Source organism: Amycolatopsis sp. WAC 01375 (genome assembly GCF_003947325.1).
In the GTDB taxonomy this organism is placed as follows: Bacteria; Actinomycetota; Actinomycetes; order Mycobacteriales; family Pseudonocardiaceae; genus Amycolatopsis.
In genome coordinates this window covers 87,507-113,366 of the sequence record NZ_QHHW01000048.1, presented here as the reverse complement: position 1 = coordinate 113,366, position 25,860 = coordinate 87,507, and the positions used below count along the sequence as shown (strand labels likewise).

Sequence of the window (25,860 nt, the reverse complement as noted above, 5' to 3'; positions counted from 1 at the left end):
GTCGGGGTGTCGAAGTGCACGCCCCGGCCGCCGTCATTGGTGTCGATCTCGCCCGCACTGCGGCGTTCCCGCCTCGCCCGGAACAGACCGAGTTCGGCGAGGCTCGGACAGGCCGAGGATCAAGGCTTCATGGCCATCGGACCGGCGGCCGTGTTCGACGTACCGTTGTTGACCGACAGGTGACGCCGGGAAAGTGCCGCTTTCAGAGGTCGTGGGTGTTACCGACATCTTAGCGAGAGGACCGGCGTCCGGGTCGCACATCAGGCGCACCATCCGAAGACACTGATCACGCGGCTGCCTGAGGGACGCCGAAACGCAGCCCAGCGCATGAAACCCGCCGTGAGCGGGCCGTGCCGTACACAGTTCGGCGTGCTCATTCAAGACGCCCTTGGTTGTCCGTTTCCGGAACGGGGGAGCGACTTCATACGGTTGGCCTCGACTGGAATGAAGGCACCGCACTCGGCGAGGCGGCGCTCCCGTTCGGCCATCACGGGGCAGGGCCTCGAAGCGGCCAGATTACACATCGAGGTCAGCTTCGAGCCTGCACAGCGATCTCCTCTGCGAAGGCACGCGCACTGCCGCCGTCCTCCGCATGCCAAACCACGCCGAGCACAGATTCCGGCAGCCCGGTGAGCGGTACGAAGACGACCGAATCCCGCCGTCCTTGGTGTTCGGCCGTCGAGCGGCACAGCACCATGCCGCCCTGGCCTGCCGCGGCGAGACCCATGCCCTCCTGCAGTGTGCCGACGGTCGGGCCGCGCGGTATCCGGCGGCCTCCGGGGGTGATTTCGGGGGCTTGGGCGCGGCGCCAGTATTCCGGGGCCGGACCGCGGATCCCGATCAGAGGACATTCCGCCAGCTCCTCGACGGCGACGGACTCCCTGTGGGCAAACCGATGCCGAGGCGAGACGGCGAGCATCTGCGGCTGACGAGAGAACACCGGGCCGAGCATGAGATCCGGTTCCTCCACCGGAAGCAGCACCACCGCGGCATCGATCTCCCGACGGCGGAGCGAGCCGAACGGATCGGCCAGCGGGATTTCGGTGAGCTCCACCGCACAGTCCGGGTGGTGCTTCTCAAATCCGCCGATGGCGTTCGCGAGGTGGTCGTCGATGATGCCCTGGAAACCGATTCGCAGCACCCTGCCGATCCCTCGCGCGGTGGCGCGCGTGTGATCCACGGCGGCCCGCAGCGCCTCATAGGCCGGACGCAGCTCGGCGAGGAATTTCTCCCCCAGCGGAGTCAGTTCTGCCCGGCGGCTCGTGCGCTCCACGAGCGTCGCGCCGATCCGTCCCTCCAGTGAGCGGAGCAGCTGACTGACCCGGCTCTGAGAGACGTACAGGCGCTCGCCTGCCCGGCCGAAGTGCAACTCCTCGGCGAGCACCAGGAACGCCTCCAGCTCACGGATCTCCAGGCCGCTCATCGGGCCCCCTCCATCCCCGTGGATCCAGTAGTCTCGCTCATAGAAGGATGAGACATCGGCCGTTGTTCCCGGCAGCGGGCGACGGTTGCCTGGAACACGTGACGACAAGGGAAACCGAACAGAGGAAAAAGGGCTGGCCGGCGGTGCGCTCACTCGCCGGGGCAACCTTCACCGTGGTCACCTCGGAAATGCTGCCGGTGGGCTTGCTGACCCCTATCAGCCGCGACCTGCAGGTCACCGAGGGTATGGCGGGTCTGACGCTCATGGTCACCGGTCTGGTCGCGGCCGTCTCCGGACCCCTGCTGATCCCGGCGCTCGGGAATCTCGACCGGCGGGCCGTGCTGTGCGCCTTGATGGCGCTGCTGGCGGTAGGGAATCTCCTGGCAGCGTGGTCGCCCGGCTTCGGCGTCATGCTGGTCGCCCGAGTCCTCGTCGGAATCGGCATGGGCGGAGTGTGGGCGATCGCCGCGAGCCTGGCCGTGCGGCTGGTTCCACCGCGGTCGATCGCATCCGCGACCTCGCTGGTCTTCAGCGGAATCGCCGTGGCATCCGTGCTGGGTGTACCGGCAGGCACCTATCTCGGCGAACTGGTCGGCTGGCGGATGGCCTTCGTAGGTGCCGGCGGCCTTTCACTGGTGGTACTGGCCGCGCTGGCGATCTCACTGCCGTCGTTGCCGACGGAAGGGGCCGTTCGCCTGGGCGCGATGCTGCGGCTGGCAGGTGTGCCGCGGGTGCGCCTCGGGCTGATCGTGGTGGCGCTGATCGTCACCGGGCATTTCGCCGCGTACACCTACGTCCGGCCGGTACTGGAAAAGGTGTCCGGGGTCAGCGCGGGACAGATCGGAACGCTTCTCCTGGTCTACGGGCTCTTCGGGGTCGCGGGCAATTTCGCCTCGGGCACCGGAGCGGCGCGATCACCACGGGTGACCTTGCTCGTGCTCGGCGGGACTTTGGCGGCGACGATGGCGCTTGTCCCGATCCTGGGGCTGACCACGCCGGCGGCGGCGGCGCTGTTGGTGGTCTGGGGCCTGGCGTACGGCGGTGTCTCGGTGGCCTCGCAGTCATGGATGCTGGTGGCCGCCCCGGACGCCCGCGAAGCGACGTCCGCTCTGTTCACTGGAGTGTTCAACGCGGCGATCGCGGCCGGGGCATTGGTCGGCGGGCTGGCCACGGACGCAGCCGGGACCACCGCGGTGATGTGGTTCGGTGGGGTATTTGCGGCCGGGGCGGTGCTGGTTCTCGCCACCGCCGGTGGCCGGTCCGCCTAGGGGATCCGGATGGCACGGCTTCCGTCTCCGAGCCCGCATCTGCCCGTCGCCTTTCGCCAGTCGGTCCGCTGCATTCCGGCGATCGACGTTGCGATTCATGACGAAATCCCGCTGGCACGGCAAGCCTCGTCCTGTTATCCGCTGGGGCGGAGGTGGCTCACCGCCCGCAGTCGCTGCTCCGCTGGCGGCGGATCGCCGCTAGAAAGGGTATTTGGAACGCACAGCCGATTTTCCACCATGTGCCCGCTGCCGGAGAGGCTGCTTGCCCGGCCGTGGCCGGTTCGGGTGAGTGAAACGAGGGCCCCGCCACCAGAGACCTCCCGCGTCGCCGGTTGGTGGTCGGATACCCTGCCGTACCGATCTTGAACGGACCGTGGTGCCGGGCCGAGGGCCCGGCACCACGGTCTCAGCTCAGCACTTCTTCGTGGAGCCGCCGTTACTGAGGTACTTGTCGGAGAACCAGCCTTCGCGCTGTGTGCCCGCGACACGCCCCCAGGTCCAGGTACTCACGCCGCCGACCGATTCACCGGCAGCCCAGCAGTGGTAGTAGATCAGCGCGTTACTGCTGGCTTGTCCCAGTGCAGCGCAGTTGGTGTGCGGCCCAGTCCGATAGCGCAGTACGGTCGTCGTCCGACCCGAGCCGCGGTCCTTGTTCGAATGTGAGTGACTGCAGTCCATGGTCTGAACCGGTTCGTTTTGCGGTCCTGCGGGTGCGGCCGTGGCTGTCCCGCTGACGCCTACCAGCGTCGTCACGACCACGGCAGGCAGCGTGAGCAAGGCGCGGTGTAGCGATTTTCTCATCATTCTCTCTCAATCGGTCGTTCCGATGTGAAGGTATGTGTCGCCGTGAATGCACTATGGAAATCATGCGATGGCCACAGCTGAGTCGTAACCCCTCTTGGAACTTGATCCAGTGGATCGCATGACCAGTGTCTGGCAGTCTCGACTGTGCTGCCATGTGTTCAACCACAACCAAAACGTGCGGTCGAGCCGAGCCTGGGGGATGACGTGCTGAAGGTGCGCTTCACTGCACAAGACCTGTTGAATGTCATTGTGGCGGACACTCCCGCTCCGCTGATGGAACTGGCCCTTGCGCTGATGACGCTGCAGCGCGACGACAATTGCCACGTTTTCGGTGGCTGGCGAAGAAGGACGATACGTAATCTGCCAACGCGGGCCGAGCCGCTACTGCAATTGCTGTCTCCTACCGGTATCGGGCCTCTGTTCCTCGACCCGCCGAGTGCCGGGCTGGACGATGGCTTGTCTCAGGTTCTCGCTACCGACCGAGCGGTCGTCGAGGCAGAGTTGCGACGGATCTGCGCGACCGACCGGCCGCAGACCGCCTGGATCCGTCAGCTCGCCGCACAGGATCGCCACGCCTGGCACATCCTCAAACACGCCATCGTGGAAGCACACAGGCACGTCTTGGCCGCGGAGTGGCCACGGCTCCAGGTCGCCTTCCACGCCGAATCCGCTTGGCGCACGCATTTCCTTGCCCGAAATGGACTCGAGCGCACCCTCACCAGTCTGTCCGCCGGGTTGCGGTGGCGCGACATGAGCCTGGAGATCGACTCGCCCGACGTTGACAGGGAAGTGACGTTGTGCGGCGAAGGTGTGGTGCTCCTACCGTCACTGCTGTGGGCCGGCCGGGTCCTCGCGGCTCGTCAGCCTGCAGGACCGGCGTTGATCATCTACCCCGCCCTCACTCCGCTTCCCCTGCACGATGCCGAAACGGTCGGCGATCCTCTCGCAGCACTGCTGGGCAGCACACGAGCGGACACCTTGCGCGTTCTGACCAAGCCGCACACCACGACCGAACTCGCACACGCCCTGCATGTCTCTGTGTCTGCGGCCTCGGTGCAGGCCAGGACCCTCCGCGACGCCCGGCTGATCACCACCCATCGCGACGGCAAAGCCGTCCTGCATTGGTGCACACCACTCGGCGTCAGTCTGATCGCGGCGCCAACAACCGGGCCCGTGAACAACCGCAGCGTGGTAGCGGGTTAGGCGGCGAAGCCGGTCGGTGTGGAGTTGCGGCACAGCTCCGCGTTGTGCGCTGGCGAGCTGAATGGCCTAGGGAGGAGTCCTGCAACGCGCGGGCGATGGTGCGAAGTGTCCGGTGGGTTCGTGGGGCTGGACGCCGTGGTTGTTGCGGGTCTCGGCGGTCGTGACGACCAGCTGCGCGAACCGCGACAGCACCAAGCAGGTGCCGCTCGCGCACAATACCTCGGAGATCTTCTACCCCGGCGAAATCGAGAACCGCGCGGAGAGCGCTGCCCGAATCGATGGCGTGCCCCTACCCGCGAAGACTTTGGCCGAACTCCACGACCTCGCGGCATCCTGCGGTATCGAGGTAGACCTGCCCCGGACTGGGAGGGGCACCTGATGTTCACCGTGCTGGTCACTCTGGACGTACTTCCCGAACGACTTGACGAATTCCTGAGCGGAATCCAGCAGAACGCCAGGGCATGCCTGCGCCACGAGGCCGGATGCCTGCGCTTCGACGTCCATCGCTCGGCTGAGGATCCCCATCGGTTCCATCTGTATGAGATCTATCGGGACCGGGCCGCGTTCGAAATCGAACATCGCAGCGCGCCGCACTATGCGGCTTGGCGCGACGTGGCCGCCCGCTGTGTGCGGCCCGGAGCCCACGTGAACGCGTTCGCCATCCCAGCGTTTCCAGAAGATCTGCCCGAGATTCCTCGTCCGAGTAGACTCCGACGCAGGCAGGTGGTCGCGCCGTGCACTGACCGCGCGCGCACATCTCGGCACACGCCACCCACAGGTTGGCGGTCGTGCCAGAGCCGATCATGGTGAGGCAAACGAACCCGCATTCGAGTGCGATCTCGGCGCGCGATTCGCTCAGGGCGTCCTCGTTGTAATCGGATGTCACCCAGACCTGAGACAGGCAGGCGCCGAATCCGCGGATCTCAGCGGGCTCGGCACCTGCCTGCGGCCGGTCATTGCTCCATCGGAGCCTGGCGCCGCAGTCTCACATTGAGACGCAAGTCACTCACGATCGGCAACACACTCTCCTTGTCAGACGCACGGCCGGGCTGAGAGACCCCGGTTTCGAGGAGGCCGATTTTGAGCAGGCAAAGTCTCACCAAGGCGCACAACAAGATCACGGAACTGTCGTGGGAACCGACGTTCGCGACCCCGGCGACGCGCTTCGGAACGGATTACACGTTCGAGAAGGCGCCCAAAAAGGACCCGCTCAAGCAGATCATGCGGTCCTACTTCCCGATGGAGGAGGAGAAGGACAACCGCGTCTTCGGCGCCATGGACGGCGCGATCCGCGGGAACATGTTCCGGCAGGTACAGCAGCGCTGGCTGGAGTGGCAGAAGCTGTTCCTGTCGATCATCCCGTTCCCGGAGATCTCCGCGGCACGCGCGATGCCGATGGCGATCGACGCGGTGCCGAACCCGGAGATCCACAACGGGCTGGCGGTGCAGATGATCGACGAGGTCCGCCACTCGACGATCCAGATGAACCTCAAGAAGCTGTACATGAACAACTACATCGACCCGGCGGGCTTCGACATCACCGAGAAGGCGTTCGCGAACAACTACGCGGGCACCATCGGCCGCCAGTTCGGGGAAGGGTTCATCACCGGCGACGCGATCACCGCCGCGAACATCTACCTCACCGTGGTCGCGGAGACCGCGTTCACCAACACGCTGTTCGTGGCCATGCCCGACGAGGCCGCCGCCAACGGCGATTACCTGCTGCCGACCGTGTTCCACTCGGTGCAGTCCGACGAGTCCCGGCACATCAGCAACGGCTACTCGATCCTGCTGATGGCGCTGGCCGACGAGCGCAACCGTCCGCTGCTGGAACGCGACCTGCGGTACGCGTGGTGGAACAACCACTGCGTGGTGGACGCGGCCATCGGCACCTTCATCGAGTACGGCACGAAGGACCGCCGTAAGGACCGCGAGTCCTACGCCGAGATGTGGCGGCGCTGGATCTACGACGACTACTACCGCAGCTACCTGCTCCCGCTCGAGAAGTACGGGCTGGTCATCCCGCACGACCTCGTCGAGGAGGCGTGGAACCGCATCACGAACAAGTTCTACGTCCACCGGGTGGCTCAGTTCTTCGCCACCGGCTGGCCGGTGAACTACTGGCGGATCGACGGTATGACCGACGCCGATTTCGAGTGGTTCGAAGAGAAGTACCCAGGCTGGTACAACCAGTTCGGCAAGTGGTGGGAGAACTACAACCGGCTGCGGTACCCGGGCCGGAACAAGCCGATCGCGTTCGAAGAGGTCGGATACGAGTACCCGCACCGCTGCTGGACGTGCATGGTTCCCTGCCTTGTCCGCGAAGACCTGGTGGTCGACAAGGTCGACGACCAGTGGCGGACCTACTGCTCGGAAACCTGTGCCTGGACGGACAAGACCGCGTTCCGGCCGGAATACGAAGGCAAGCCGACGCCCAACATGGGCCGGCTGACCGGGCAGCGTGAGTGGGAGACCCTGCACCATGACCGGGATCTCGCCGACATCGTCTCCGACCTCGGCTACGTCCGCGACGACGGCAGGACGCTGATCCCGCAGCCGCATCTGGATCTCGACGACCCGAAGAAGCTGTGGACACTCGATGACCTGAGGGGCATCCAGTTCGCCAGTCCGAACGTGACCCTCAACCAGATGACCGATCAGGAACGAGAGGCTTGGGCGGCGGCGTACCGCGCCAACCCCAACGTTTCGGTTGCCTGACGGCCTGAGGACCAGCGGCCGGCGGTGGTGGCCACCGCCCTTCACGGGTGTAGATGAGCCACCGTCGGCCGCTCCCGAGAATCGAGAGACCAGATGGCTGACAAGCATCGCATCTCCTTCGAACCGGTCGACATCGAGATGGAGGTCGAAGAGGACGAGAAGATCCTAGACGCCGCGTTCCGGCAGGGCATTCACCTCATGCACGGCTGCCGTGAGGGCCAGTGCTCGGCGTGCAAGTCCTATGTCCTCGACGGCGAGATCCAGATGGAACGCTATTCGACCTTCGCCTGCAACGACGCCGAAGTCGAGGAGGGCTACGTGCTCCTCTGCCGGGCGCACGCCTTCAGCGACTGCACGATCGAGCTGCTCAACTTCGACGAAGAAGAGCTGCTCAACTCCGCCCCGTTGCAGGAAGTCCAGGCCGAGGTCCTCGAAATCGTGCGGCATACACACGACATCGTGGGCCTCAAGCTCAAGCAGGCCGGCCCAGCCGCCTTCGAGTTCAAGCCTGGTCAGTACGCCGACTTGACCATTCCGGGCGGCGACGAGCACCGTTCGTTCTCGATGGCGACCACACCGTCCACAAAGGACCACATCGAGTTCGTCATCAAGAAGTACCCCGGCGGCCGGTTCTCTTCTTTGCTCGACGAGGGAATCGCCGTCGGCGACACGATCCATCTGACCGGACCGTACGGCAACTTCACCCTCAAGAAGGGACACGTGCTGCCCCTGGTGCTGATGGCCGGAGGGGCCGGGATGGCGCCGGTGCTGGCGCTGCTCCGGCACCTCAGCGAGACGGGCGACACCCGCCGGGTCCGCTTCTACTACGGCGCGCGCACGCCCGCGGATCTCTTCTACCTGGACGAGATTCGCGCACTCGGTGACCGGCTGGCCGACTTCGAGTTCGTCGTCGCGCTCTCGGAGTCGAGCGATGGCGTCGAGGACCTCGATGTCATCGCGAAGCCGGGGATGGTCACCGATGTCGCCGAGGCCAGGGAACCCGAACTGCACCGGACCGAGGTCTATCTGTGCGGACCGCCGCCCATGGTGGACGCCGCGCTGGCGCTGGCCGCACGTCAAGGCGTGCCGGACGACCAGGTGTTCTACGACAAGTTCACGACGTCGGTCCACGAAGACGAGTAAGAGGAGAGAACAGATGGCGAGTAGTGCGACACCTGCGCCGAAGGTGCGCAGCTTCCCTGCGGTGGAGTTCACCGACTCCGAAGCCGGCGCCTTGGAGTTTCCCAGCTCCAAGAGCCGGACCTTCACCTACTTCAAACCGGCCAAGCTCCGCGCGACGGTGTACGAGGACGTGACCGTCGACGTGCAGCCGGATCCCGAACGCCACCTGGCGCAGGGCTGGATCTACGGCTTCGGTGACGGGCCGGGCGGCTACCCGCCGGAGTGGACGCGGGCGAAGTCGTCGGACTGGCACGCCTTCCTCGATCCCAACGAGGAATGGGAGCAGACCATCTACCGCAACAACTCCGCGGTGGTGCGTCAGGTTTCTCTCGGACTCGAGAACGCGAAGCGCGCCAATGCCTACGGCGACTGGAATCCCGCGTGGCAGAAGTTCATCGCGCGCAACCTCGGCGCCTGGATGCACGCAGAGAACGGCATGGCGCTGCACGTGTTCACCTCGATCCAGCGCTCCGGCCCGACGAACATGATCAACACGGCGGTCGCCGTGAACGCGGCGCACAAGATGCGGTTCGCCCAGGATCTCGCCCTGTTCAACCTCGACCTGTCCGATTCGCTCGACACCTTCGACGGCTCGGTCCACAAAGAGGTGTGGCAGTCGGCCGAGGAGTGGCAGCCCACCCGCCGGGTCGTCGAAGAGCTGACCGCGGTCGGCGACTGGGCAGAGCTGCTGTTCGGCACCAACGTCGTCTTCGAGCAGCTCGTCGGTCAGCTCTTCCGGTCGGAGCTCGTCATGCAGATCTCCGCCAAGAACGGTGACTACGTAACACCGACCATCGTCGGCACCGGTGAGTACGACTACAGCCGCGACCTCGCCTACACCCGGTCCCTCTTCCGGCTGCTCACCCGTGACGAACGGTTCAGCGCCGGCAACAAGCGGCTCTTCGGCGAATGGCTCGCGACGTGGGTGCCGCGGTGCCTGGACGCCGCGCTGGCCCTGCAGCCGATCTGGTCGCAGCCGTCGGACAAGGCGCGCACGTTCGCCGACTCGCTGAGCGCGACCAAGGAGAAGTTCGCACAGGTGCTCGAGGAGATCGGGCTCGACGTTCCGAAGGAGTTGGACCAGTGAGTGTTTCCCTGCAGTTCGGTTCGCAGACCGATGCGTCGAACATGTGCGGCGTCACCCTGATGAATACTCCCGTCGGCCGTGTCGTCGCCGATGTGATGGGCGCCAAAGAAGACGTCTCCCTCGTCGAGTACCCGTCGATGATCCGGGTGGACGGCAAGAAGCTCCTGGAGTTCGACTACCAGGAGCTGACCGACGCGCTCGGCCAGCCCTTCGACGGCTCGATCTTCGAGGAGATCAGCTCCACCCACTACGGCCGCATGGTGCATCTCGACGACCGCACACTGCTCTTCGCCAACCCGGAGGACGCGGCCGAGTACATCGGGTTCGACCTGCCCGCACAAGGCTGACGCCGCACCGCACCACCGGTGGTGGGGCGCCCGGGGAGGTCGCGCCCCGCCACCGGTTCCCACCACAAACCCCGAGAGGATCTCCGATGTACGAAAAGGACGGCGAGCGCTACTACGTCGTGGACGGGCACGTCCACCTCTGGGACGGTCGCGAATCGAACATCAAGAACGTCCACGGCAAGCAGTTCATCGACTGCTTTTACGACTACCACAAGAACCTCAGCCCGGAAGAGGTCGTCTGGGACTACGACACCTACACCTATTACGGTGCCGAGCGCCTGATGAAGGACGTCTTCCAGGAGGGGCACGTCGATCACGCGATCTTCCAGGCGACGCTGCTCAGCGAGTTCTACAAGACCGGGTTCGGACAGACCGAGGAGGCGTTCGGGCTCGCGCGGAAACAGCCGGACAAGCTGACGTACAACCACGCCTACGATCCGCGCAACGGAGAAGCCGGACTGGAGCAGTTGCGACGGGACGCCGACCGGATGAACCTCAAGGGAGTCAAGCTCTACACGGCCGAATGGCACGGTGAATCGCGCGGGTACAAGCTCGACGACCTGTGGTCACGCCGCTATCTCGAAGAGTGCATCAAGCTGGGTATCAAGAACATCCACGTCCACAAAGGACCTACGATCCGGCCGCTCGACCGGGACGCCTTCGACGTCGCGGACATCGACAAGGTCGCGACCGACTACCTCGACCTCAACTTCATCGTCGAGCACGTCGGCCTGCCGCGCTTGGAGGACTTCTGCTGGATCGCGACACAGGAATCGAACGTCTACGGTGGACTCGCCGTCGCGATGCCGTTCATCCACGCGCGGCCGCGGTACTTCGCGCAGATCATCGGAGAACTGCTCTACTGGATCGGCGAGGACAAGATCCTCTTCGCGAGCGACTACGCGCTGTGGACGCCCAAGTGGCTCGTCGAGCGGTTCGTGGACTTCCAGATCCCCGAGGACATGTCCGAGTACGCGGCCATCACCACAGAGCAGAAGAAAAAGATCCTCGGGCTGAACGCGGCCGCGTTGTACGACCTCGACGTGCCGCGGAGCCTGCGGTTGCCGACCGAGGCCGGTACGGCGGAAGCCGAGGTCGCGGCCGGGGCCGGTGCGCGATGACGACCGCCGCCCTGTCCTTGGAAGCCGAGGTGCTCTCGGCATTGGCGACCGTGCTCGACCCCGAGCTGGACCTCCCGATCACCGAACTCGGTTTCGTCCGGTCGGTGACGATCGACGACGAAGGCGTCGAGGTCCACCTGCGACTGCCCACTTCGTTCTGCGCACCGAACTTCGCCTTCCTGATGGTCTCCGACGCCTACGACGCGCTGGCCGTGGTTCCCGCGGTGGGCCGGGTTCGCGTGCTCTTGGACGATCACCACGACTCCGAAAAGATCAACAGCGGTCTCGCCGCCGGTGCCGGCTATGTCGGCACTTTCGGGGTCGAGGCGGAGGACAGTTTGGCGGAGTTGCGCGACACCTTCCAGCGTAAGGCGCACTTCGCCGCGATGGAACGCTCCTGCCGGGCGGTGCTGGCCGGTGGCGCGTGGACGCTCGAGGAACTGCCGTTGCTGGAACTGTTCGACCTCCCCGAGAACGAGCTGAAGTCGGCGTTGCTACGCAGGCGTGAGGCCATCGGACTGCCCAACGACTCCCACGCCAGGGTGTTCGTCGACCACGGCGGCGAGCCGATCGCGAAATCGGAGGCCGCCTTGTGGCTGCGCCTCGCCGCGGCCACCCGCGTCTCCATCGACGGCAACGCGCACTTCTGTCGCGGACTGCTCGCCACCCGGTACGCCGACACCGACCCGGAGGGAGCGGCCGGCGGCTTCGCCCCGGTCATGACGAACACCAGGAGCCATTCATGAAAGCCGCACAGGTCACCGGGTATCACCAGAACCTGGAGCTACGCGACGTCGAAGAACCCAAGATCTCCGGACCACTGGACGTCGTGGTCAAGGTGGGCGCCGCGGGCGTGTGCCGGACCGACATCCACATCCTCGAGGGTCAATGGGCGGAGAAGACGGGCGTCGGCCTCCCATACACGATCGGCCACGAGAACGCCGGCTGGGTGCACGCCATCGGTGACGCGGTCACGAACGTCGCGGTGGGGGACAAGGTAATCCTCCACCCGCTGGTGACCTGCGGTCTGTGCCGGGCCTGCCGGCGTGGCGACGACGTACACTGCGAGAACTCGCGCTTTCCGGGGATCGACACCCACGGCGGGTACGCCGAGTACGTCCTCACGTCGGCACGGTCCTGCGTCAAACTGGCCGACAACCTCGAGCCCGCGGACGTCGCCGCTCTCGCCGACGCCGGGCTCACCGCCCAACACGCCGCCGCGAAAGCCGCGAAGGTGCTCAGGCCGGGAGAAGTCTGTGTCGTCATCGGAGCGGGCGGGCTCGGCCACATCGGTATTCAGTGCATGAAAGCGATGAGTGCGGCGACGCTCGTCGTGGTCGACCGTAACGCGGCGGCGCTCGAACTCGCCGAACAGGTCGGTGCAGACGTCACCGTCGTCGCCGATGGCTCCCATGTGGACCGGGTACTCGAACTGACCGGTGGCCACGGCGCCGAGGCGGTCCTCGATTTCGTCGGCGAAGGCGGGTCCACCGGCGAAGGCGTCCGCATGCTCCGGCGCGCAGGAAACTATTACGTCGTCGGATATGGCGAGAACATCGACGTGCCGACGATCGACATCATCTCCACGGAGATCAATTTCATCGGCAACCTGGTCGGGTCCTATACGGATCTGCAGGATCTGATGGTCCTCGCCGCCCAGGGCAAGGTGAAGCTGCACACCGCCCGATACCGGCTCGGGCAGTTCCAGCAGGCGATCGACGATCTGAGCGCGGGCAACGTCCGCGGCCGGGCAATTCTCATCCCCTGAATCGAGTGCGTCCTTCTCGCACGGAAAAGGAAGTAGGTCATCATGGCGAAGGAGTTGCGGTTCGGCGTCGATGCGCGGCGCCAGCTCGAGCTGGGCGTGAACACCCTGGCCGACGCGGTGAAGGTCACCCTCGGCCCCAAAGGACGCAACGCGGTACTGGAGAAGCTGACCGGACCGCCGACCATCACCAACGACGGTGTGACCATCGCCCGCGAGGTCCAGCTGAGCGAACCGTTCGCCAACATGGGCGCCCAGCTCGTCAAGGAAGTCGCGATGAAGACCAACGGCGTGGTGGGGGACGGGACCACGACCGCCACAGTGCTCGCGCAGGCCATGGTGCGGGAGGGATTGGTCGCGCTCGGCGAAGGAGCGAACCCCATGCGGGTCCGCCGCGGTATCGAGGAGACCGTCGAGGCGATCGTCGAGTACCTCCGGAAGTCCGCGGCCGCCGTCGCGGGTGAGGTGGAGCTGGAACGGATCGCGACCCTGGCGGCGAGCGACGACGAGCGGATCGGCCGGGTGATCGCACAGGCGCTGGCCGCCGTGGGACGTGAGGGCGTCGTCGAGATCGAGGAGTCCGAGGATCCCGGGCTGAGTGTCGAACTGGTCGACGGAATCGAGTTCGACCACGGCTACACCTCGCCCTACATGGTCACCGACCGGGACCGGATGGAGGCGAGTTTCGACGATCCGGTGATCCTGTTGACCAACAAGAAGATCAGCCAGGTCCAAGAGCTGATGCCCACGGTGGAAGCGGCCCGTCGCCTCGACCGGCCGCTCGTGATCCTCGCGGAGAACGTCGACGGCCCGGCTCTGCAGATGATCGTCGCGGGCAATGTGCACGGCACCTTCCCCGCGGTCGTGGTCCGCGCGCCCGGCTTCGGACACCGGCGGCTGGCCGAACTGGAAGACCTGGCCGCGGCGCTCGGCGGACGTGTCGTCAGCGAGGACGCGGGAGTCACTCTGACCGACGTCACGGAGCGGGATCTCGGCCGGTGCGAGCACATCACCATCACCGAAGACACGACCACGATCATCGGCGGCGCCGGCGACGAGGCCACCGTGCGGGCGCGTATCGGTCAGCTGGACAAGCAACTCGGGCGGGCCCGGATCGAACATGACCAGGACAGCCTCAGGCTGCGGATCGCCAGGCTTTCCGGCCGGGTCGCCGTGGTCAGTGTCGGTGCCGCGACCAGTGTCGAGCTCAAGGAGCGGATGCTGCGCGTCGAGGACTCGCTGGCAGCGGCCAGGGCTGCCCTGGAGGAAGGAGTCGTCGCCGGAGGTGGCGCGGCGCTGGCACAGGCCGCGACGTCCGTCCAGTTGGGCGTCCTCGACGGCGATGCCGCCCAGGGGCGCGAGATCGTACGGCGGGCTCTCGGTGAGCCGCTGCGCTGGATCGCGGCCAACGCTGGTTACGACGGAGCCGAGGTGCTGGATCGGGTCGCCGCCATGGACAACGGTCAGGGGTTCGACGCGCTCACCGGCGAGTATGGCGACCTCTTCGCGGCGGGCGTCATCGATCCGCTCAAGGTGACCCGGTCTGCCCTGGAGAGTGCGGCGTCGATCGCGGCCCTCCTGATCACCACCGAAACCGCCGTCGTCGAACAGGTGTTGGTCAACCCGGGCGCGATCATCGCTCCCGGCGTCGGCGACCTCGCCGAGGGCATGGTCCGCCCGTCGAACATCTATTGACGGGTACGGCAAACGTATTGTGAAGGGGACTTTCGCCGCATTGGCTGCGGGGAAAGTCCCCTTTCACCCGTAGTAGGTGGCCCGAGGCTACCTCGTCAGCGCCGCGCGCGATCGGTCGTGGGCGGCCAAGCGCAGTGCGAGATCGAGGAGGTTTCCGGGTGAGCAATGGAGTTCCACCAGCCCGGCTTCCGCCGCGGCTTTGGCGTAAAAGGACTCGCCGGATCGAGTCGAGGGCCGGACGATTCCCCCGGACATGATCCGCATGTCGGCGGCTTCGGCCAGGGTGTAGCCAGCGCCGATCGCGTCACCATTGATCGCGGCCACGATAGGACATGGGTGAGCGCGCAGCGCGTTCAGCGCGCACTGCAATCGTTTCCACCCCTCAGTCCGGGCCAGGCCAGCCACCGGATCGAGGTCCGGTGCGAAAACGTCGCGGTCGCCGGTGAGGATGATCGGCCGGTCGGGACCGATATAGGCGAGTGCCGCGGCCAGCCGGTCCAGCAGTTCGGAGTCCAGCACGCCGGACTTCGTCGACCGGATGCGGATCACCGCGGTCTCCCGCCGGTATTCCAAATCAATCATCTGAGGCCTCCTCGGAAACCGCGGGCCGAATTTCGAGCGTCTGACTCGCTGAAATCGTACTGAGGCTCGGTTATTTCTTTGTCTCACATTGAGACCGTCACGCAATGACGCATGTGGTGTGATCTCAAGAAGAAGATTCTCCGACGAGTCGATCGATTGGTTCTGGTATCGATGAGTGATCAAGGCCGATCCCGCCCTGGCGAATCGAACCCGCTTGCCGGGCCGTCGGCCGATGCCGCCGCGGATACGCACCTTCCGTGCTTCGAACACGCCTGCCGCACCTTGGTTCCGTCCGGCTGGCGGATCGATGCCGTGACGATCCGCCGTCGACGCGGGCCGGTCAGCCGGCGCAACCCGCCGTCGTGATCCCGTACAGGCGGATCTTCCGGTAGATCGTGGCCCTGGACATCCCGATCGTCTTCGCCGCACTCGTCGGGTTGCCGGCGTTCGCCTGCAAGGCGTTCACGATCGCGTCCCGCTCGAGCGCCTCGATCGGGGAAAGCAGCCGGTGGCTGCTGGAAAGACCTTCCGGCGGCAGATCCGCGAGCTCGATGGTGCCCGTGGAACGGCACCTGGCCGTCGCGGCCAGAACGGAGCGCAGCTGTGCGATGTTCCCAGGCCAGTTCAGCCGGGCCAGCTGGGCCAGCGCGGCGGGTGAACAGGACAGCTGGTCGTCCGGTGAGAGCTGGCGCAGCAGATGCCGAACGAGTTCGGGGAGGTCGTCGATGTGGTGACGCAGGGCCGGGACCTCGACGATCCGGGGGAAGACCGAACGTAGCCTCGGCGGGAATTCGGAAGACCCGCCGGCGTTCACGATCGCGATGACCCGTGCAGCCCCCTTGTCCTCCTGGTCGTGCGCGGAGAGCAGGTCCGTCACTGCGGCGGCCTGCTTGTCGGTCAGCTGTTCGGCATGCCGGAGCACCACCGTCGCATCGGCGATCGCGAGGTCCGCGGACAGCTCGCCGAGCCAAGTGCCGAAGTCGGCGGTATCCGGCGGAACCAGGCTTCGTAGCGGTCGATGAGGGTCCCGGCTCATGTGGAGGGCGCGGAGAAGGGTGGCCTTGCCGGCGCCTGGTTCGCCCTCGATGGCGAACCAGTCGCCACGTGTCCAGCAGGCCACACCCTGCTGGACACAGCGTGTCCAGGCTGGGCCGCTGCCCGCGATGCCGGGTAGCGCGGCCGTGCGCCGCTGGGGCAGGACGATCCCGCAAGCGGTCGGATCCGGGCGTTTCTCGAGCCGGATCCGGAACATGCCGCCGGCGAGCCCGTTGTCGGCTGAGACCGGCGTGTAGCGCAGCTGAGCCGTACGCCCGCTGGGCAATTCGACGGTGCGTTGCGTATGCCGGTTGTCCGCGCGCATCGTGTCGACCGCGTAGCCGATGAGCGTTTGCTGTTCGGCCGGGTCGACGGAAAGCCGGAGCGCGTCGTTCATCATGACGACATCGTTGTTGAGGGCGAGCACGGGTGAGGAGGTCCGCTGGCAGACCTTCATGTACTCGCGCATGAGCGCGACTTCCCGCTTGCCGGTCTGGGTGACCAACTCCGCCTCGATCTGGCGGGCGGTCGCCGAGGCCAGCGCGGTGAGCATCGGCCCGGGTGCCTGGCTCCAGGTCGTGATGTCCAGGACGCCGACCACCTTGCCGCGGACCGGGTGGCGGATGGGTGCGCCGGCGCAGGCGAACTCGCGCAACGCTCCGGTGTAGTGCTCGCGACCGTCGACGAAGGCCGGTGACCGGCTCGTCAGGGCCGTCCCGATCCCGTTCGTGCCGACGAACTGCTCGGCGTAGCTGAATCCGGGCGCGAGCTGGACCGCGTCCAGTGATTGCTCGATCTGGTGGCTGGAGGAGCGCCGGTCGAGGACCAAACCTGCTTGATCGGTCAAGATCGTGCTGACCGCTTCGCCTCGCAGCTGGTCGTGCAAGGCGTCGAGAATATGAGCAGCGCTGCGGGCCAGTGGCGCTTCGAGGTCTGGATCGCGGATGAAGGGTGCGAGAATCCGGTCGGCGTCCACGTTGTTGTCGCGCGATCGTTCCCAGGACGCGAGAATTTCTCGCCTTATCTGCGGGTCGCGCTCGCCTTCGCCGCTTAGGAACCGATCCCGGGCATCAGCAAGCTCAGCGCCGTCGGTTACGAGAGCGCTGGCGGTGTTCGGCCCGCGTAGCTCCATTGCCACGGGAGGCTCCCTTCGCGTCGCCCCTTCCCGCTCAGGGTAGACCGGCTACGTGTGACCGGTATCTCAAAATGAGACGATCCCCGCCCGGGGGTTCGAGGGCAGGCCGCGTCTCAAATTGCGACGGACGCGTGGCCCGCGGCGGTGTCCAATGACGAGTGAGCTTCGACTGCGCACAAAAGGAGCGCGCCATGGTTGAACAGAACCCGAGCCTCGGTCTTTCGAGTCGTGAGCTGGCCATGTTGAGGGCGGTCGCCGCTGGGCGTGCCCAGCTTTCGTTGAGCTGCGAACCGGATTTGTTCGTCGACGGCCTCGCCTGCTGTGACCAGATCGCCGCGCGCCGGCTGGCTCGGCTGAACTTGATCAGGCCCGCGAGGCCTGGCCGTCCAGGTCGGCGGGTGCCTGCCAAGCTGACCAGCGCCGGTTACGCGGCGGTCGAATCCGGCAAGGTCGCGGCCTAGGAGGCCGTCGGCGATGAAGGGCGAGATGGCGGCGGTGGTGTGGTCGGCGCCGAAATGGAGGGCGAACTCGCGGCCGTGGCGGTAGGAGGCGTGGGCGGCCCCGAGTGCGACCAGGGCTATGCAGCAGCACTGAACGGCCAGAGTTGGAATGCGCCACAGCCCGGGCGGGGTTGCTCCGTTCGGGCTGCCCATGGCGGTCACCAGGCCTTGCGGCTGTGCCGCTCGATCACGATCGTCGCGGAGATCCGCAGCTCACGATGCGATTTCGGTTCGTGGGGTTGTTGTCGGAATCGCGCCAGGGATTCGAACTCACACACCGTCATCGCGCCTTCGAGCCGGTGTTCACAGCTGTGCACACCCGCGACGCCCGTCCCCGAGCCTTGAAATAGAAGAAACCTTCACTCGGTAAGGTTGAGTGAAGGTTCTCGCAACTGGTGAGATCTCACCTAAAGCGGTGTCCGAGGGGCGATCACTATCCACACGGCTCTGGCTTGCGTGACATTTAGTAGTTGAGCGTGTCGGTAGTCGATAGTGAGTACTTCCGTGTTTAAGAATACTCGCACCCGCGACAACAACCTCACGACCCGCAACAACTAGTTCTTCCCGCGTCGGTACTCGCTGGGGCTGCAACCGTGTTCTCTGCGGAAAGTGCGCGAGAAGTAGAACGCGTCGTTGTAGCCGATGGTCCTGGCGATCTCGGAGATGTCGCGGGACGTGGTAACCAGCAGCTCGCGCGCTCGGGCCATCCGCAGGCGCTTGGCGTATTCGACCACGCCGCAGCCCGCCGCCATCCGGAAAAGGGCCGCGAAGTGCGAGGGGGACAGGCCCGCCGTGCGCGCGAGCTCTTTGACGATCACCGGCTTCGCGAAGTTGTGCCGCAGGTACTCCTGCGCCTGGCGAACCGGCTCGGTGGGCTGGTGGGCTTCGGTCAGTGCGTCCGCGGCCAGCTGCGCCAGCAGAGTCCAGCCCGCGCCGGAGGCCGAGATAAGGTGCGGGAAGGTCTCGTCCCGCTCGAGGAAGCCGATGGCATCGTCGATCGCCGAGACGGCCCGGTAGACGTCGCGCACCTCGATGATGGCTTCTCCGCCGTCCGGTGTGACGACCGAGAGCAGCTCCGAGACCTGGGAGCCCGCGGCGTGCAGCCACCAGATCGTCCAGGGGGCGCGCGAGTCCGCCCGGTAGAAGTGCGGGAGGGATGGGGGCAGGACCAGGGCATTTCCCGGCCTGATCACGTTCACTCTGCCGTCGACCTCGCAGTGCCCGACACCGTCGGTGCAGACGATCACGATGGCTTCCGGTGCGCTGCGCGGGCGGTGCATGCCGTGGTTGGCCGCGCTGGGGAAGTACCCGGCGTCGGTGACGAGCAGGCCCGAGGTCGGGGCTCTGCGCAGGGCCGACGCCACCAGCGGCCGCGGCAGCACGCGCAACCGCTGACCTGGGAAGCCATCGGGCAGCAGCATCCGCACACCGTACAGCCGGCCGTCGAATCGTCCAGGTGACTCGGTCGATTCGGCCATCCCGCCGAACGGGTGCCCGGGCATAGCGTTGCCGCATGTCACAGGGTGAATCGACGCTGATCCTGCCGTCCCGCCCCGCCGAGCACGCCGAGGCCGGGGTCGCGGCGTGGCAGGCGGGGGTGATGATCGACAGCTACCTTCCCGAGGCGCCCGACCGGTATCCCGCCTACCTGGACCGGCGCGTCTATCAGGGCTCCTCCGGGCGGGTGTATCCACTGCCGTTCCATGACCGGATCAGCCCGGTGAAGGCCCCGGCGGAGTGGGACGCGGTGCACCTGGAGAACCGCTGGCTGCGGCTGATGGTGCTGCCCGAGCTCGGTGGCCGCATTCACGTTGCTTTCGACCGCACCCGAAACTACGACTTCTTCTACCGCAACCCGGTGATCAAGCCCGCTCTCGTCGGCCTGACCGGCCCGTGGATCTCCGGCGGAGTCGAGTTCAACTGGCCGCAGCACCATCGGCCGGCCACGTTCCTGCCGGCCGACGTCGAGATCGAGCACGAGCCCGATGGCGCCGTGACCGTGTGGTGCTCCGACCACGACCCCTTCGACCGGATGAAGGGAATGCACGGCGTCCGGATGCGGCCCGACAGCGCCGTCCTGGAGTTGCGGGTGCGGCTGTACAACCGCTGCGAGCGGACCCGGACGTTCTTGTGGTGGACCAATATCGCCGCGCGAGCGGATGAGAACTACCAGTCGTTCTTCCCCCGTGACGTGCGGGTGGTCGCCGATCACGCCAAGCGCGCGACGACCGGCTTCCCCGCCGCGGATCGGGCCTACTACGGGGTCGACTACCCGGCCCGGCACGACGAGGTCGACACGGTCGCCGGTGGCGGGCAGGTCCGCGGCGACCGCCTTGACTGGTACCGCAACATCCCGGTGCCGACCTCGTACATGTGTGTGGGCAGCAAGGAAACGTTCTTCGGCGGCTATGACCATGCGGCGCGGGCCGGTTTCGTGCACGTCGCCGATCGGCAGATCGCTGTCGGGAAGAAGCAGTGGACTTGGGGCGCTTCGGAGTTCGGTGATGCTTGGGGCCGCAATCTGACCGACGACGGTTCGGCCTACGTCGAATTGATGGCCGGGGTCTTCACCGACAACCAGCCGGACTTCTCCTTCATCGCGCCCGGGGAGACGAAGGTGTTTTCCCACTTCTGGTATCCGATTCAGGAGATCGGCCCGGTGCAGGCGGCAACCGTGGACGCCGCGGTGCGGGTGGACCTCCGGGGAACGAGCGCGCGGGTCGGAGTCATAGTGACGGCTGACCGCCCCGGATGCCGCTTGTCGCTCGTCGACGGCACGGGGGCCGAGGTCGCCGAGGTGCGCGCCGACATCGCGCCGGGCAAGCCCTTCCAGGAGAGCATCCCGCTGACGCGGCCCGCTGATCGACTCGTGCTGCGCGTCCTCCACGGTGACGAACTGTTGGTGGAGTGGGATTCCCTGGTTCCCAGTGTGGACGATCAAGTCACCCCGGCACGCGAGCCCGCCGCGCCCGAGGACGTGCCGACCGTGGAAGAGCTGGCCGTGATCGGCGCGCACCTCGATCAGTACCGGCACGCGACGCGCTCACCGGAACTGTACTGGCGTGAGGCAGTGCGCCGCGATCCCGCGCATGTCGCGGCCAATGTCGGGCTCGCTGGGCGCGCGTATCAGCGTGGTGACTTCGCTGAGGCGGAGAAGTTGTCGCGGGTAGCCGTTTCCCGGCTGACGACGTTGAACCCCAACTCGGCCGACACGACCGCGCTGTACTGCCTCGGTCTCGCGCTGGAGCGACTCGGCCGCGCCGACGAGGCCTACGACGTATATGGTTCCAGCTCCTGGGCGCGTGCGTGGCGGGCACCGGCGGGCTATCGCATGGCGCGCATCGACGCCGCACACGGGCGGAACGGGGAGGCGCTGGCCAGGCTTCAGGATGTGCTGCGCACCGAGCCGGAGCACCTGCAAGCCCGTGCGCTCCGGGTGATCGTGTTGCGCCGTAACGGAAAAGACGGTCAAGCGGCAGAACTTGCCGAAGCCACCCGTGCGCTTGATCCCCTGGACTGGTGGACGCGCGATCTGCTTGGCCTGCCTCTCACTACGGACGCGCAGACCTGCCTTGACATCGCGCTGGAGTACATCGGCGTTGGTGAGCACGACGCGGCGCTGCGGGTGCTCGACGTCGCCCGCGAGCGGGAGGGTTCTCGCGCGATCGGACAGACAGCGGCCGGGCCGTTGCTGGAGTACTACCGAGCCGAGGTGCTACGCAGGCTGGGCAGAGACCACGAGGCGCGTGAAGCCGTTGGGAGGGCGCAAAATCTCGACGCGACGTGGTGTTTTCCTTCGCGGTTGGACGACGCGTTGACGTTGGAGCGTGCGGCGAACTCCGACGACACGGACGCGCGGGCTCGCGCGCTGCTCGGACACTGGCTCTACGCCAACGGACGCCCTGATGACGCGTGCACGGCCTGGAATGCCGCAGCAGTGATCGACCCGGATGATCCCGTGGTGTGGCGGAATCTGGGGCTCGCGGCCTTCAACCATCTCGGTGACGCCGACCAGGCATGCGCGGCCTACGACTCCGCGCTCGCCGTCGCGGGGGACGACGCCAGGTTGATCTTCGAGCGTGACCAGCTCAGCGCGAGGCGCGGCGTGCCGCCCGGGCAACGGCTGGACTGGCTCCTGCGGAACCGCGCCCTGGTCGAGACGCGGGACGACGCCACCCTTGAGCTCGCGAACCTGCTGATCACCGCCGACCGGCTCGACGAGGCCCGCGAACTGCTGCTTGGCCGCACCTTCCAACCATGGGAGGGCGGTGAGGGCGACGTGCTGCGCGTGTGGGACCGGCTGTGCCGCTCGCAATCCACAGTGGACGATGCGTTCGCGCCGCCGGAATCCCTCAGCGAGGCAAGGCATCCGCTCGCGAACACCGCGCAGCTGCACCTGATGCGGGGTGACATGCTCGGCGACCGGGCGGCGTGGGAGCTGGCCGCCGCGCAGCAGGGCGACTTCCAGGGGATGAGTACCCAGCCCTACTCCGAGGCGACCTACTCTTCGGTGCTCGCGCTGCGCAGGCTTGGTCGCACCGAGGAAGCCGACCGGCTCACCGAGGCATTGCGCGACTTCTGCGACACGTTGGAAGCGAGCCCGGCGACCGTGGACTACTTCGCGACTTCGCTGCCGTCGATGTTGTTGTTCACCGAGGACCTGGCCGCCGCACAGCTGCGCCGAGTAGGTTTTTTGCGGGCGCAGCTCGACATTCTCGACGGACAGCACGCACGCGCGGGTGACCGGCTAGCCGCGCTGCTGGCCGAGGACCCGCACCACGTCGACGCGCTGGACCTCGCCCGATCGATCCGGACTCCAACGCCGTGACGGCGTCTGTGCACCGTCACGGCGTGCGGGATTCGTTACACATCAGGACTATCCGCCACGGTTCCGGTCGCGGCCGCGTCGGCGTACTTCGCGAGGCGCTCGGCCATCGGGACCCCGGCGCGATGGGCTCGCCTGCCGGTGCCGCCGCGCTGCCACGGCGCCGGGCCGGTCAGCGGGCGGAACTCGACTCCGGCCGCCGCCAGCCGGTCGAGGTGGCGGGGCAGCCGCCGGTGGAGATCCTGCGTGCGGGAGCCCCAAGCGATCTCCGCGAAGGCACACGTTCGCGGGTACAGAAGGTAGTCGACCAGTCGTGGGTCCTTGACGAACTCGGTCCACATCTGACACTGGATCCCTTGCACACGAGCACTTTCGGCCTCGGACCAGTCCTGCGGGATCGGCTCCCACGAGGCGACGTCGTCGAGGGTGACCGGGCCGCCGATCGCGAGCGGCTCGTCGGGGTGGGCCTCCTGGAAGTAGTCGAAGTAGGTCGGCATGACCGGCGAGAGCACGACGTCGTGCCCGGCCGCCGCCGCCCGGCGGGCGACCTCCGCGCCACGCCACGCCATGACCAGCGTGGTGGTCGACTCCGCGTCGGCGGCGCTTCCTTGCGCGGCAAAGCTGTCGTCCCACGTGACCGGTGTTTTGCCGTGATCGGCCAGCATCTGCCGCACTTCGGCCATCAGGGCGGCGAAGATCTCGGCGCTTCCGGAAAGCCTCCGCTTGTCGGCGAACGCACGCACCACCGGGTCGTCGTCCCACGCCCGCAGGACCGACTCGTCGCCACCCACGTGCACGTAAGGGGAAGGGAACAGCGGGAGCAGCTCGTCGAACAGGAGGCGCAGGAACTCCAGGGACCGCTCCGACGGAGCCAGGAGCGCGTCGTGCACACCCCAGTTCGGGTGCACCGCGCGATCCGGCACGGACGGGGACCCGAACTCCGGGTAGGCGGCCAGCAAGGCGCCGGTGTGGCCGGGAACGCCGATCTCCGGGACGACCGTGATCGCGCGATCCGCCGCGTAGGCGACGATCTCGGCGAGGTCGTCGCGGGTGTAGTAGCCGCCGTGCGGTGTGCCGTCGTGGACGACCTCGTCGGAGTAGTGGCTGACCTGGCTCGTCGCCCGCCAGCTGCCGACCTCGTGCAGGCGCGGGAAGCGAAGGCTCTCCACCCGCCAGCCCTGGTCGTCGCTGAGGTGCAGGTGCAAGGTGTTCAGCTTGTGCGCGCTCATCAGGTCGATGTGGCGCAACACCTCCCGCTTGGGCAGGAAGTGCCGGGCGACGTCGAGGAGCATTCCGCGCCAGCGGAATCGTGGGCTGTCCTCGACACGGACGACCGGTGCGACCCACCGGACGTCCGACGGCGCGGCCTGCCGGTAAGCGGCGTCGGGAAGGAGCTGGCGCAGGGTCTGCACGGCATACACGACACCGGAATGGTCCGCCGCGGTGATGGTCACTCCGGCCTCGGTCACGTCGAGCACGTAACCCTCAGGAGGGGTCGCGCCCGCGCGAAGCAGCACCCGCAGACCCGCGGGATCGGTGACAACCTTGCCGGCCATGGGCAGCAGCGCGATCGCCCGCAGGACCGCCGCCCGTTCCTCCGCCGGCACGTCAAGGCGCACCGGGAGTTCGGCCGGAAGCTGGAACACCCCCGCGCCGAGCAGCACCGAGTGCGGTTGGGGGATGAGGTGTGCCGCCCGCTCTCGCGCGTCGTCGTGGCTCATGGTCGCTGCCTCCCTGTATGCGTGCACATGTTTCTTTCTGTTCATTCATCGTTTAGAGAACGCATATAGTGCTCATTTGATAGCTACTATGCACATAAAAGAACAAAACCCACCACGAAGGGACGCCGATGTACCTTCCGATCGCCGAGGTTGCCTGCGTGCCGGCTCGGGCGCGCGTCTTCGAGCAGGGCTGGCAGTCCTGGAGCCCCACCGGCACCTACCCGGGTGACGCGACCTCTCCCCGGCCGTCCTCGGCGCAGATCGCGGCGAGCTGCTTCCGCTTCGACCGGCCGATGCCGGAGTCCGGATTCCAGGGCGAGGGACTTGTCGTGATCGACCCTGGCGACGGCGGCCCGGTGCGGTCGTGGTCCGCGGTGGATCACTCCGCCGAAGTCCCCTCCATCCGCGTGCAGGCGCTCGGGGACCGGCTCGTCGTCTCCAGCCTGGGCGCTGTCCGGGAGACCGAGCACGCCGACCTCCCGCGCGCACTCGTCGCCTGGGCCGAGGAGGTGGCGGCCGTCGGTGGCGTGACGGCGGTCCGTCCGCTCGGTCCGGGGTGGAGCAGCTGGTACGGGCACTGGAACAAGGTCACCGAGCAGGACATCGCCGACACCCTGGTGCACGCCGAACGACTGGAGCTGCCGCTGGAGATCATCCAGCTCGACGACGGCTACCAGAGCGCGATCGGGGACTGGCTCGACATCCGGCCGGGCTTCGGCTCCCTTGAAGGAGTGGCGAAACGCGTCGCCGACACCGGGCGGCGCGCGGGCATCTGGCTGACGCCGTTCTTCGTCGCCGCCGACAGCCGGGTGGCGACCGAGCATCCGGACTGGCTGGTGCGGGGCACGCCCGCGATGCGCGAGTGGGACCGGGACATCGCGGTGCTCGACGTGACGCACCCTGGCGCGGCGGAGCATCTGGGCGGCGTGTTCAGATCCCTTGTGGCGACCGGGTTTTCGTTCTTCAAGATCGACTACATCTACGCCGGAGCACACCCCGGCCGGCGGCACGCCGACGTGTCGGGGCACGACGCCTACGTGGCGGGGATGCGGATCATCCGCGAGGCGGTCGGGCCGGACTCGACCGTTCTCGGTTGCGGCGCACCGATGCTGCCCAGTGTGGGACTCGTCGACGCCATGCGGGTCAGCCCGGACACCGCGATCGCCGTCGAACCCAAGTCCGGGGACGTCAGCCAGCCCTCGCAGCTCGGCGCGCGGCTGGCCGGTGCCGCGCGGGAGTTCATGCACGGCCGGTTATGGGTCAACGATCCCGACTGCCTGCTGGTGTCTCCAAGCGTGGAAGACCGCGCAGGCTGGGCGGATCACGTGGCCTCCAGCGGTGGGTGGAGGTGTTCGAGCGATCGCCTCGCCGATCTCGACGAGTGGGGAGCCGCGCGCACTCGCGAGCTGCTCACGCCGTCAACCGGTCCTGCCTGATCTCTCCGGAAGG

At 66.9% G+C, this 25,860-nt stretch carries 22 protein-coding genes and 1 pseudogene; 16 read left to right on the top strand and 7 right to left on the bottom strand.

Annotation, left to right across the window (positions count from 1 at the left end):
- Nucleotides 1–529: 529 nt before the first annotated feature.
- Complete coding sequence (locus tag DL991_RS32695) at nt 530–1,423, bottom strand: LysR family transcriptional regulator (RefSeq protein ID WP_125788208.1); 894 nt, start codon at nt 1,421–1,423, stop codon at nt 530–532.
- Nucleotides 1,424–1,521: 98 nt separating this feature from the next.
- Here DL991_RS32695 and DL991_RS32690 point away from each other — a divergent pair, with 98 nt between their 5' ends.
- Entirely contained in the window at nt 1,522–2,691 is a 1,170-nt protein-coding gene (locus DL991_RS32690) for an MFS transporter (RefSeq protein WP_125788207.1), read from the top strand.
- Between the two features lie 411 nt (nt 2,692–3,102).
- Here the strand turns inward: DL991_RS32690 and DL991_RS32685 are convergent, their stop codons facing one another.
- Nucleotides 3,103–3,450 (bottom strand): hypothetical protein, encoded by a 348-nt coding sequence (locus tag DL991_RS32685; protein WP_125788206.1) that lies wholly within the window; start codon nt 3,448–3,450, stop codon nt 3,103–3,105.
- 249 nt (nt 3,451–3,699) lie between these two features.
- Between DL991_RS32685 and DL991_RS32680 the strand changes: the two genes are divergently transcribed.
- From DL991_RS32680 to groL, 11 genes are all read left to right on the top strand, one after another.
- Nucleotides 3,700–4,698, top strand: a complete 999-nt coding sequence (locus tag DL991_RS32680) for a helix-turn-helix transcriptional regulator (protein ID WP_125788205.1) — start codon at nt 3,700–3,702, stop codon at nt 4,696–4,698.
- 112 nt (nt 4,699–4,810) lie between these two features.
- On the top strand, nt 4,811–5,077 hold the full coding sequence (locus DL991_RS32675) for a hypothetical protein (RefSeq protein ID WP_125788204.1): 267 nt from the start codon (nt 4,811–4,813) through the stop codon (nt 5,075–5,077).
- Nucleotides 5,077–5,508 (top strand): putative quinol monooxygenase, encoded by a 432-nt coding sequence (locus tag DL991_RS32670; protein ID WP_125788203.1) that lies wholly within the window; start codon nt 5,077–5,079, stop codon nt 5,506–5,508. The genes DL991_RS32675 and DL991_RS32670 overlap by 1 nt, the downstream gene beginning before the upstream one ends.
- Nucleotides 5,509–5,778: 270 nt before the next feature.
- Entirely contained in the window at nt 5,779–7,416 is a 1,638-nt protein-coding gene (locus DL991_RS32665) for a methane monooxygenase (RefSeq protein WP_125788202.1), read from the top strand.
- A gap of 93 nt (nt 7,417–7,509) precedes the next feature.
- Nucleotides 7,510–8,559 carry an FAD-binding oxidoreductase gene (locus DL991_RS32660; RefSeq protein WP_125788201.1) on the top strand — a complete coding sequence of 350 codons (1,050 nt, stop codon included), beginning with the start codon at nt 7,510–7,512 and terminating at the stop codon, nt 8,557–8,559.
- A gap of 13 nt (nt 8,560–8,572) precedes the next feature.
- Nucleotides 8,573–9,685 carry an aromatic/alkene monooxygenase hydroxylase subunit beta gene (locus tag DL991_RS32655; protein WP_125788200.1) on the top strand — a complete coding sequence of 371 codons (1,113 nt, stop codon included), beginning with the start codon at nt 8,573–8,575 and terminating at the stop codon, nt 9,683–9,685.
- Nucleotides 9,682–10,032: a propane 2-monooxygenase effector subunit MimD gene (gene mimD / locus DL991_RS32650; RefSeq protein ID WP_233599137.1), complete on the top strand. Its 351-nt coding sequence runs from the start codon at nt 9,682–9,684 to the stop codon at nt 10,030–10,032. The genes DL991_RS32655 and mimD overlap by 4 nt, the downstream gene beginning before the upstream one ends.
- A gap of 86 nt (nt 10,033–10,118) precedes the next feature.
- Nucleotides 10,119–11,153: an amidohydrolase family protein gene (locus DL991_RS32645; protein WP_125788199.1), complete on the top strand. Its 1,035-nt coding sequence runs from the start codon at nt 10,119–10,121 to the stop codon at nt 11,151–11,153.
- Entirely contained in the window at nt 11,150–11,899 is a 750-nt protein-coding gene (locus tag DL991_RS32640; protein ID WP_125788198.1) for a metal-sulfur cluster assembly factor, read from the top strand. Before DL991_RS32645 ends, DL991_RS32640 begins: the two co-directional genes overlap by 4 nt.
- Complete coding sequence (locus DL991_RS32635; RefSeq protein WP_125788197.1) at nt 11,896–12,921, top strand: NAD(P)-dependent alcohol dehydrogenase; 1,026 nt, start codon at nt 11,896–11,898, stop codon at nt 12,919–12,921. The genes DL991_RS32640 and DL991_RS32635 overlap by 4 nt, the downstream gene beginning before the upstream one ends.
- 42 nt (nt 12,922–12,963) lie before the next feature.
- On the top strand, nt 12,964–14,613 hold the full coding sequence (groL, locus tag DL991_RS32630; protein WP_125788196.1) for a chaperonin GroEL: 1,650 nt from the start codon (nt 12,964–12,966) through the stop codon (nt 14,611–14,613).
- Nucleotides 14,614–14,700: 87 nt separating this feature from the next.
- Here groL and DL991_RS32625 read toward each other — a convergent pair whose 3' ends face one another.
- Together DL991_RS32625 and DL991_RS32620 are read right to left on the bottom strand one after the other, a co-directional pair.
- Nucleotides 14,701–15,195, bottom strand: coding sequence for an enoyl-CoA hydratase-related protein (locus DL991_RS32625; protein ID WP_125788195.1), 495 nt, complete (start codon nt 15,193–15,195; stop codon nt 14,701–14,703).
- 340 nt (nt 15,196–15,535) lie between these two features.
- A complete protein-coding gene (locus DL991_RS32620) occupies nt 15,536–17,116 on the bottom strand; it encodes a sigma-54-dependent Fis family transcriptional regulator (RefSeq protein WP_158632611.1) in 1,581 nt (526 codons plus the stop codon).
- A 12-nt stretch (nt 17,117–17,128) separates the two neighbouring features.
- On the opposite strand from DL991_RS32620, the gene DL991_RS42745 reads away from it, so the two are divergent.
- Nucleotides 17,129–17,284 carry a hypothetical protein gene (locus tag DL991_RS42745; protein WP_158632612.1) on the top strand — a complete coding sequence of 52 codons (156 nt, stop codon included), beginning with the start codon at nt 17,129–17,131 and terminating at the stop codon, nt 17,282–17,284.
- Between the two features lie 272 nt (nt 17,285–17,556).
- Nucleotides 17,557–17,826 carry a hypothetical protein gene (locus DL991_RS32615; RefSeq protein WP_125788193.1) on the top strand — a complete coding sequence of 90 codons (270 nt, stop codon included), beginning with the start codon at nt 17,557–17,559 and terminating at the stop codon, nt 17,824–17,826.
- A gap of 57 nt (nt 17,827–17,883) precedes the next feature.
- Here the strand turns inward: DL991_RS32615 and DL991_RS32610 are convergent.
- Together DL991_RS32610 and DL991_RS32605 are read right to left on the bottom strand one after the other, a co-directional pair.
- A pseudogene (locus DL991_RS32610) lies at nt 17,884–18,018 on the bottom strand (hypothetical protein); the annotation flags it as partial.
- Nucleotides 18,019–18,419: 401 nt separating this feature from the next.
- Nucleotides 18,420–19,286, bottom strand: coding sequence for an AraC family transcriptional regulator (locus tag DL991_RS32605; RefSeq protein ID WP_233599136.1), 867 nt, complete (start codon nt 19,284–19,286; stop codon nt 18,420–18,422).
- A gap of 92 nt (nt 19,287–19,378) precedes the next feature.
- Between DL991_RS32605 and DL991_RS32600 the strand changes: the two genes are divergently transcribed.
- The gene (locus DL991_RS32600) at nt 19,379–22,693 is read left to right on the top strand and encodes a DUF5107 domain-containing protein (protein ID WP_125788191.1); all 3,315 of its coding nucleotides are present in this window, start codon (nt 19,379–19,381) and stop codon (nt 22,691–22,693) included.
- 35 nt (nt 22,694–22,728) lie between these two features.
- On the opposite strand, the gene DL991_RS32595 is transcribed toward DL991_RS32600, so the two are convergent.
- Entirely contained in the window at nt 22,729–24,411 is a 1,683-nt protein-coding gene (locus tag DL991_RS32595) for a beta-N-acetylhexosaminidase (RefSeq protein WP_158634489.1), read from the bottom strand.
- A gap of 128 nt (nt 24,412–24,539) precedes the next feature.
- On the opposite strand from DL991_RS32595, the gene DL991_RS32590 reads away from it, so the two are divergent.
- Complete coding sequence (locus tag DL991_RS32590) at nt 24,540–25,847, top strand: glycoside hydrolase family 36 protein (protein ID WP_125788189.1); 1,308 nt, start codon at nt 24,540–24,542, stop codon at nt 25,845–25,847.
- Nucleotides 25,848–25,860: the final 13 nt, after the last annotated feature.

Coding starts and splice junctions, on each gene's coding strand:
- DL991_RS32640 (WP_125788198.1), top strand. CDS start 11,150: ATGACGACCGCCGCCCTGTCCTTGGAAGCCGAGGTGCTCTCGGCATTG.
- DL991_RS32695 (WP_125788208.1), bottom strand. CDS start 1,423: ATGAGCGGCCTGGAGATCCGTGAGCTGGAGGCGTTCCTGGTGCTCGCC.
- DL991_RS32600 (WP_125788191.1), top strand. CDS start 19,379: ATGTCACAGGGTGAATCGACGCTGATCCTGCCGTCCCGCCCCGCCGAG.
- DL991_RS32625 (WP_125788195.1), bottom strand. CDS start 15,195: ATGATTGATTTGGAATACCGGCGGGAGACCGCGGTGATCCGCATCCGG.
- DL991_RS32655 (WP_125788200.1), top strand. CDS start 8,573: ATGGCGAGTAGTGCGACACCTGCGCCGAAGGTGCGCAGCTTCCCTGCG.
- DL991_RS32590 (WP_125788189.1), top strand. CDS start 24,540: ATGTACCTTCCGATCGCCGAGGTTGCCTGCGTGCCGGCTCGGGCGCGC.
- DL991_RS32605 (WP_233599136.1), bottom strand. CDS start 19,286: ATGCTGCTGCCCGATGGCTTCCCAGGTCAGCGGTTGCGCGTGCTGCCG.
- DL991_RS32595 (WP_158634489.1), bottom strand. CDS start 24,411: ATGAGCCACGACGACGCGCGAGAGCGGGCGGCACACCTCATCCCCCAA.
- DL991_RS32645 (WP_125788199.1), top strand. CDS start 10,119: ATGTACGAAAAGGACGGCGAGCGCTACTACGTCGTGGACGGGCACGTC.
- DL991_RS32615 (WP_125788193.1), top strand. CDS start 17,557: ATGGTTGAACAGAACCCGAGCCTCGGTCTTTCGAGTCGTGAGCTGGCC.
- DL991_RS32635 (WP_125788197.1), top strand. CDS start 11,896: ATGAAAGCCGCACAGGTCACCGGGTATCACCAGAACCTGGAGCTACGC.
- DL991_RS32670 (WP_125788203.1), top strand. CDS start 5,077: ATGTTCACCGTGCTGGTCACTCTGGACGTACTTCCCGAACGACTTGAC.
- groL (WP_125788196.1), top strand. CDS start 12,964: ATGGCGAAGGAGTTGCGGTTCGGCGTCGATGCGCGGCGCCAGCTCGAG.
- DL991_RS42745 (WP_158632612.1), top strand. CDS start 17,129: ATGAGCAGCGCTGCGGGCCAGTGGCGCTTCGAGGTCTGGATCGCGGAT.
- DL991_RS32660 (WP_125788201.1), top strand. CDS start 7,510: ATGGCTGACAAGCATCGCATCTCCTTCGAACCGGTCGACATCGAGATG.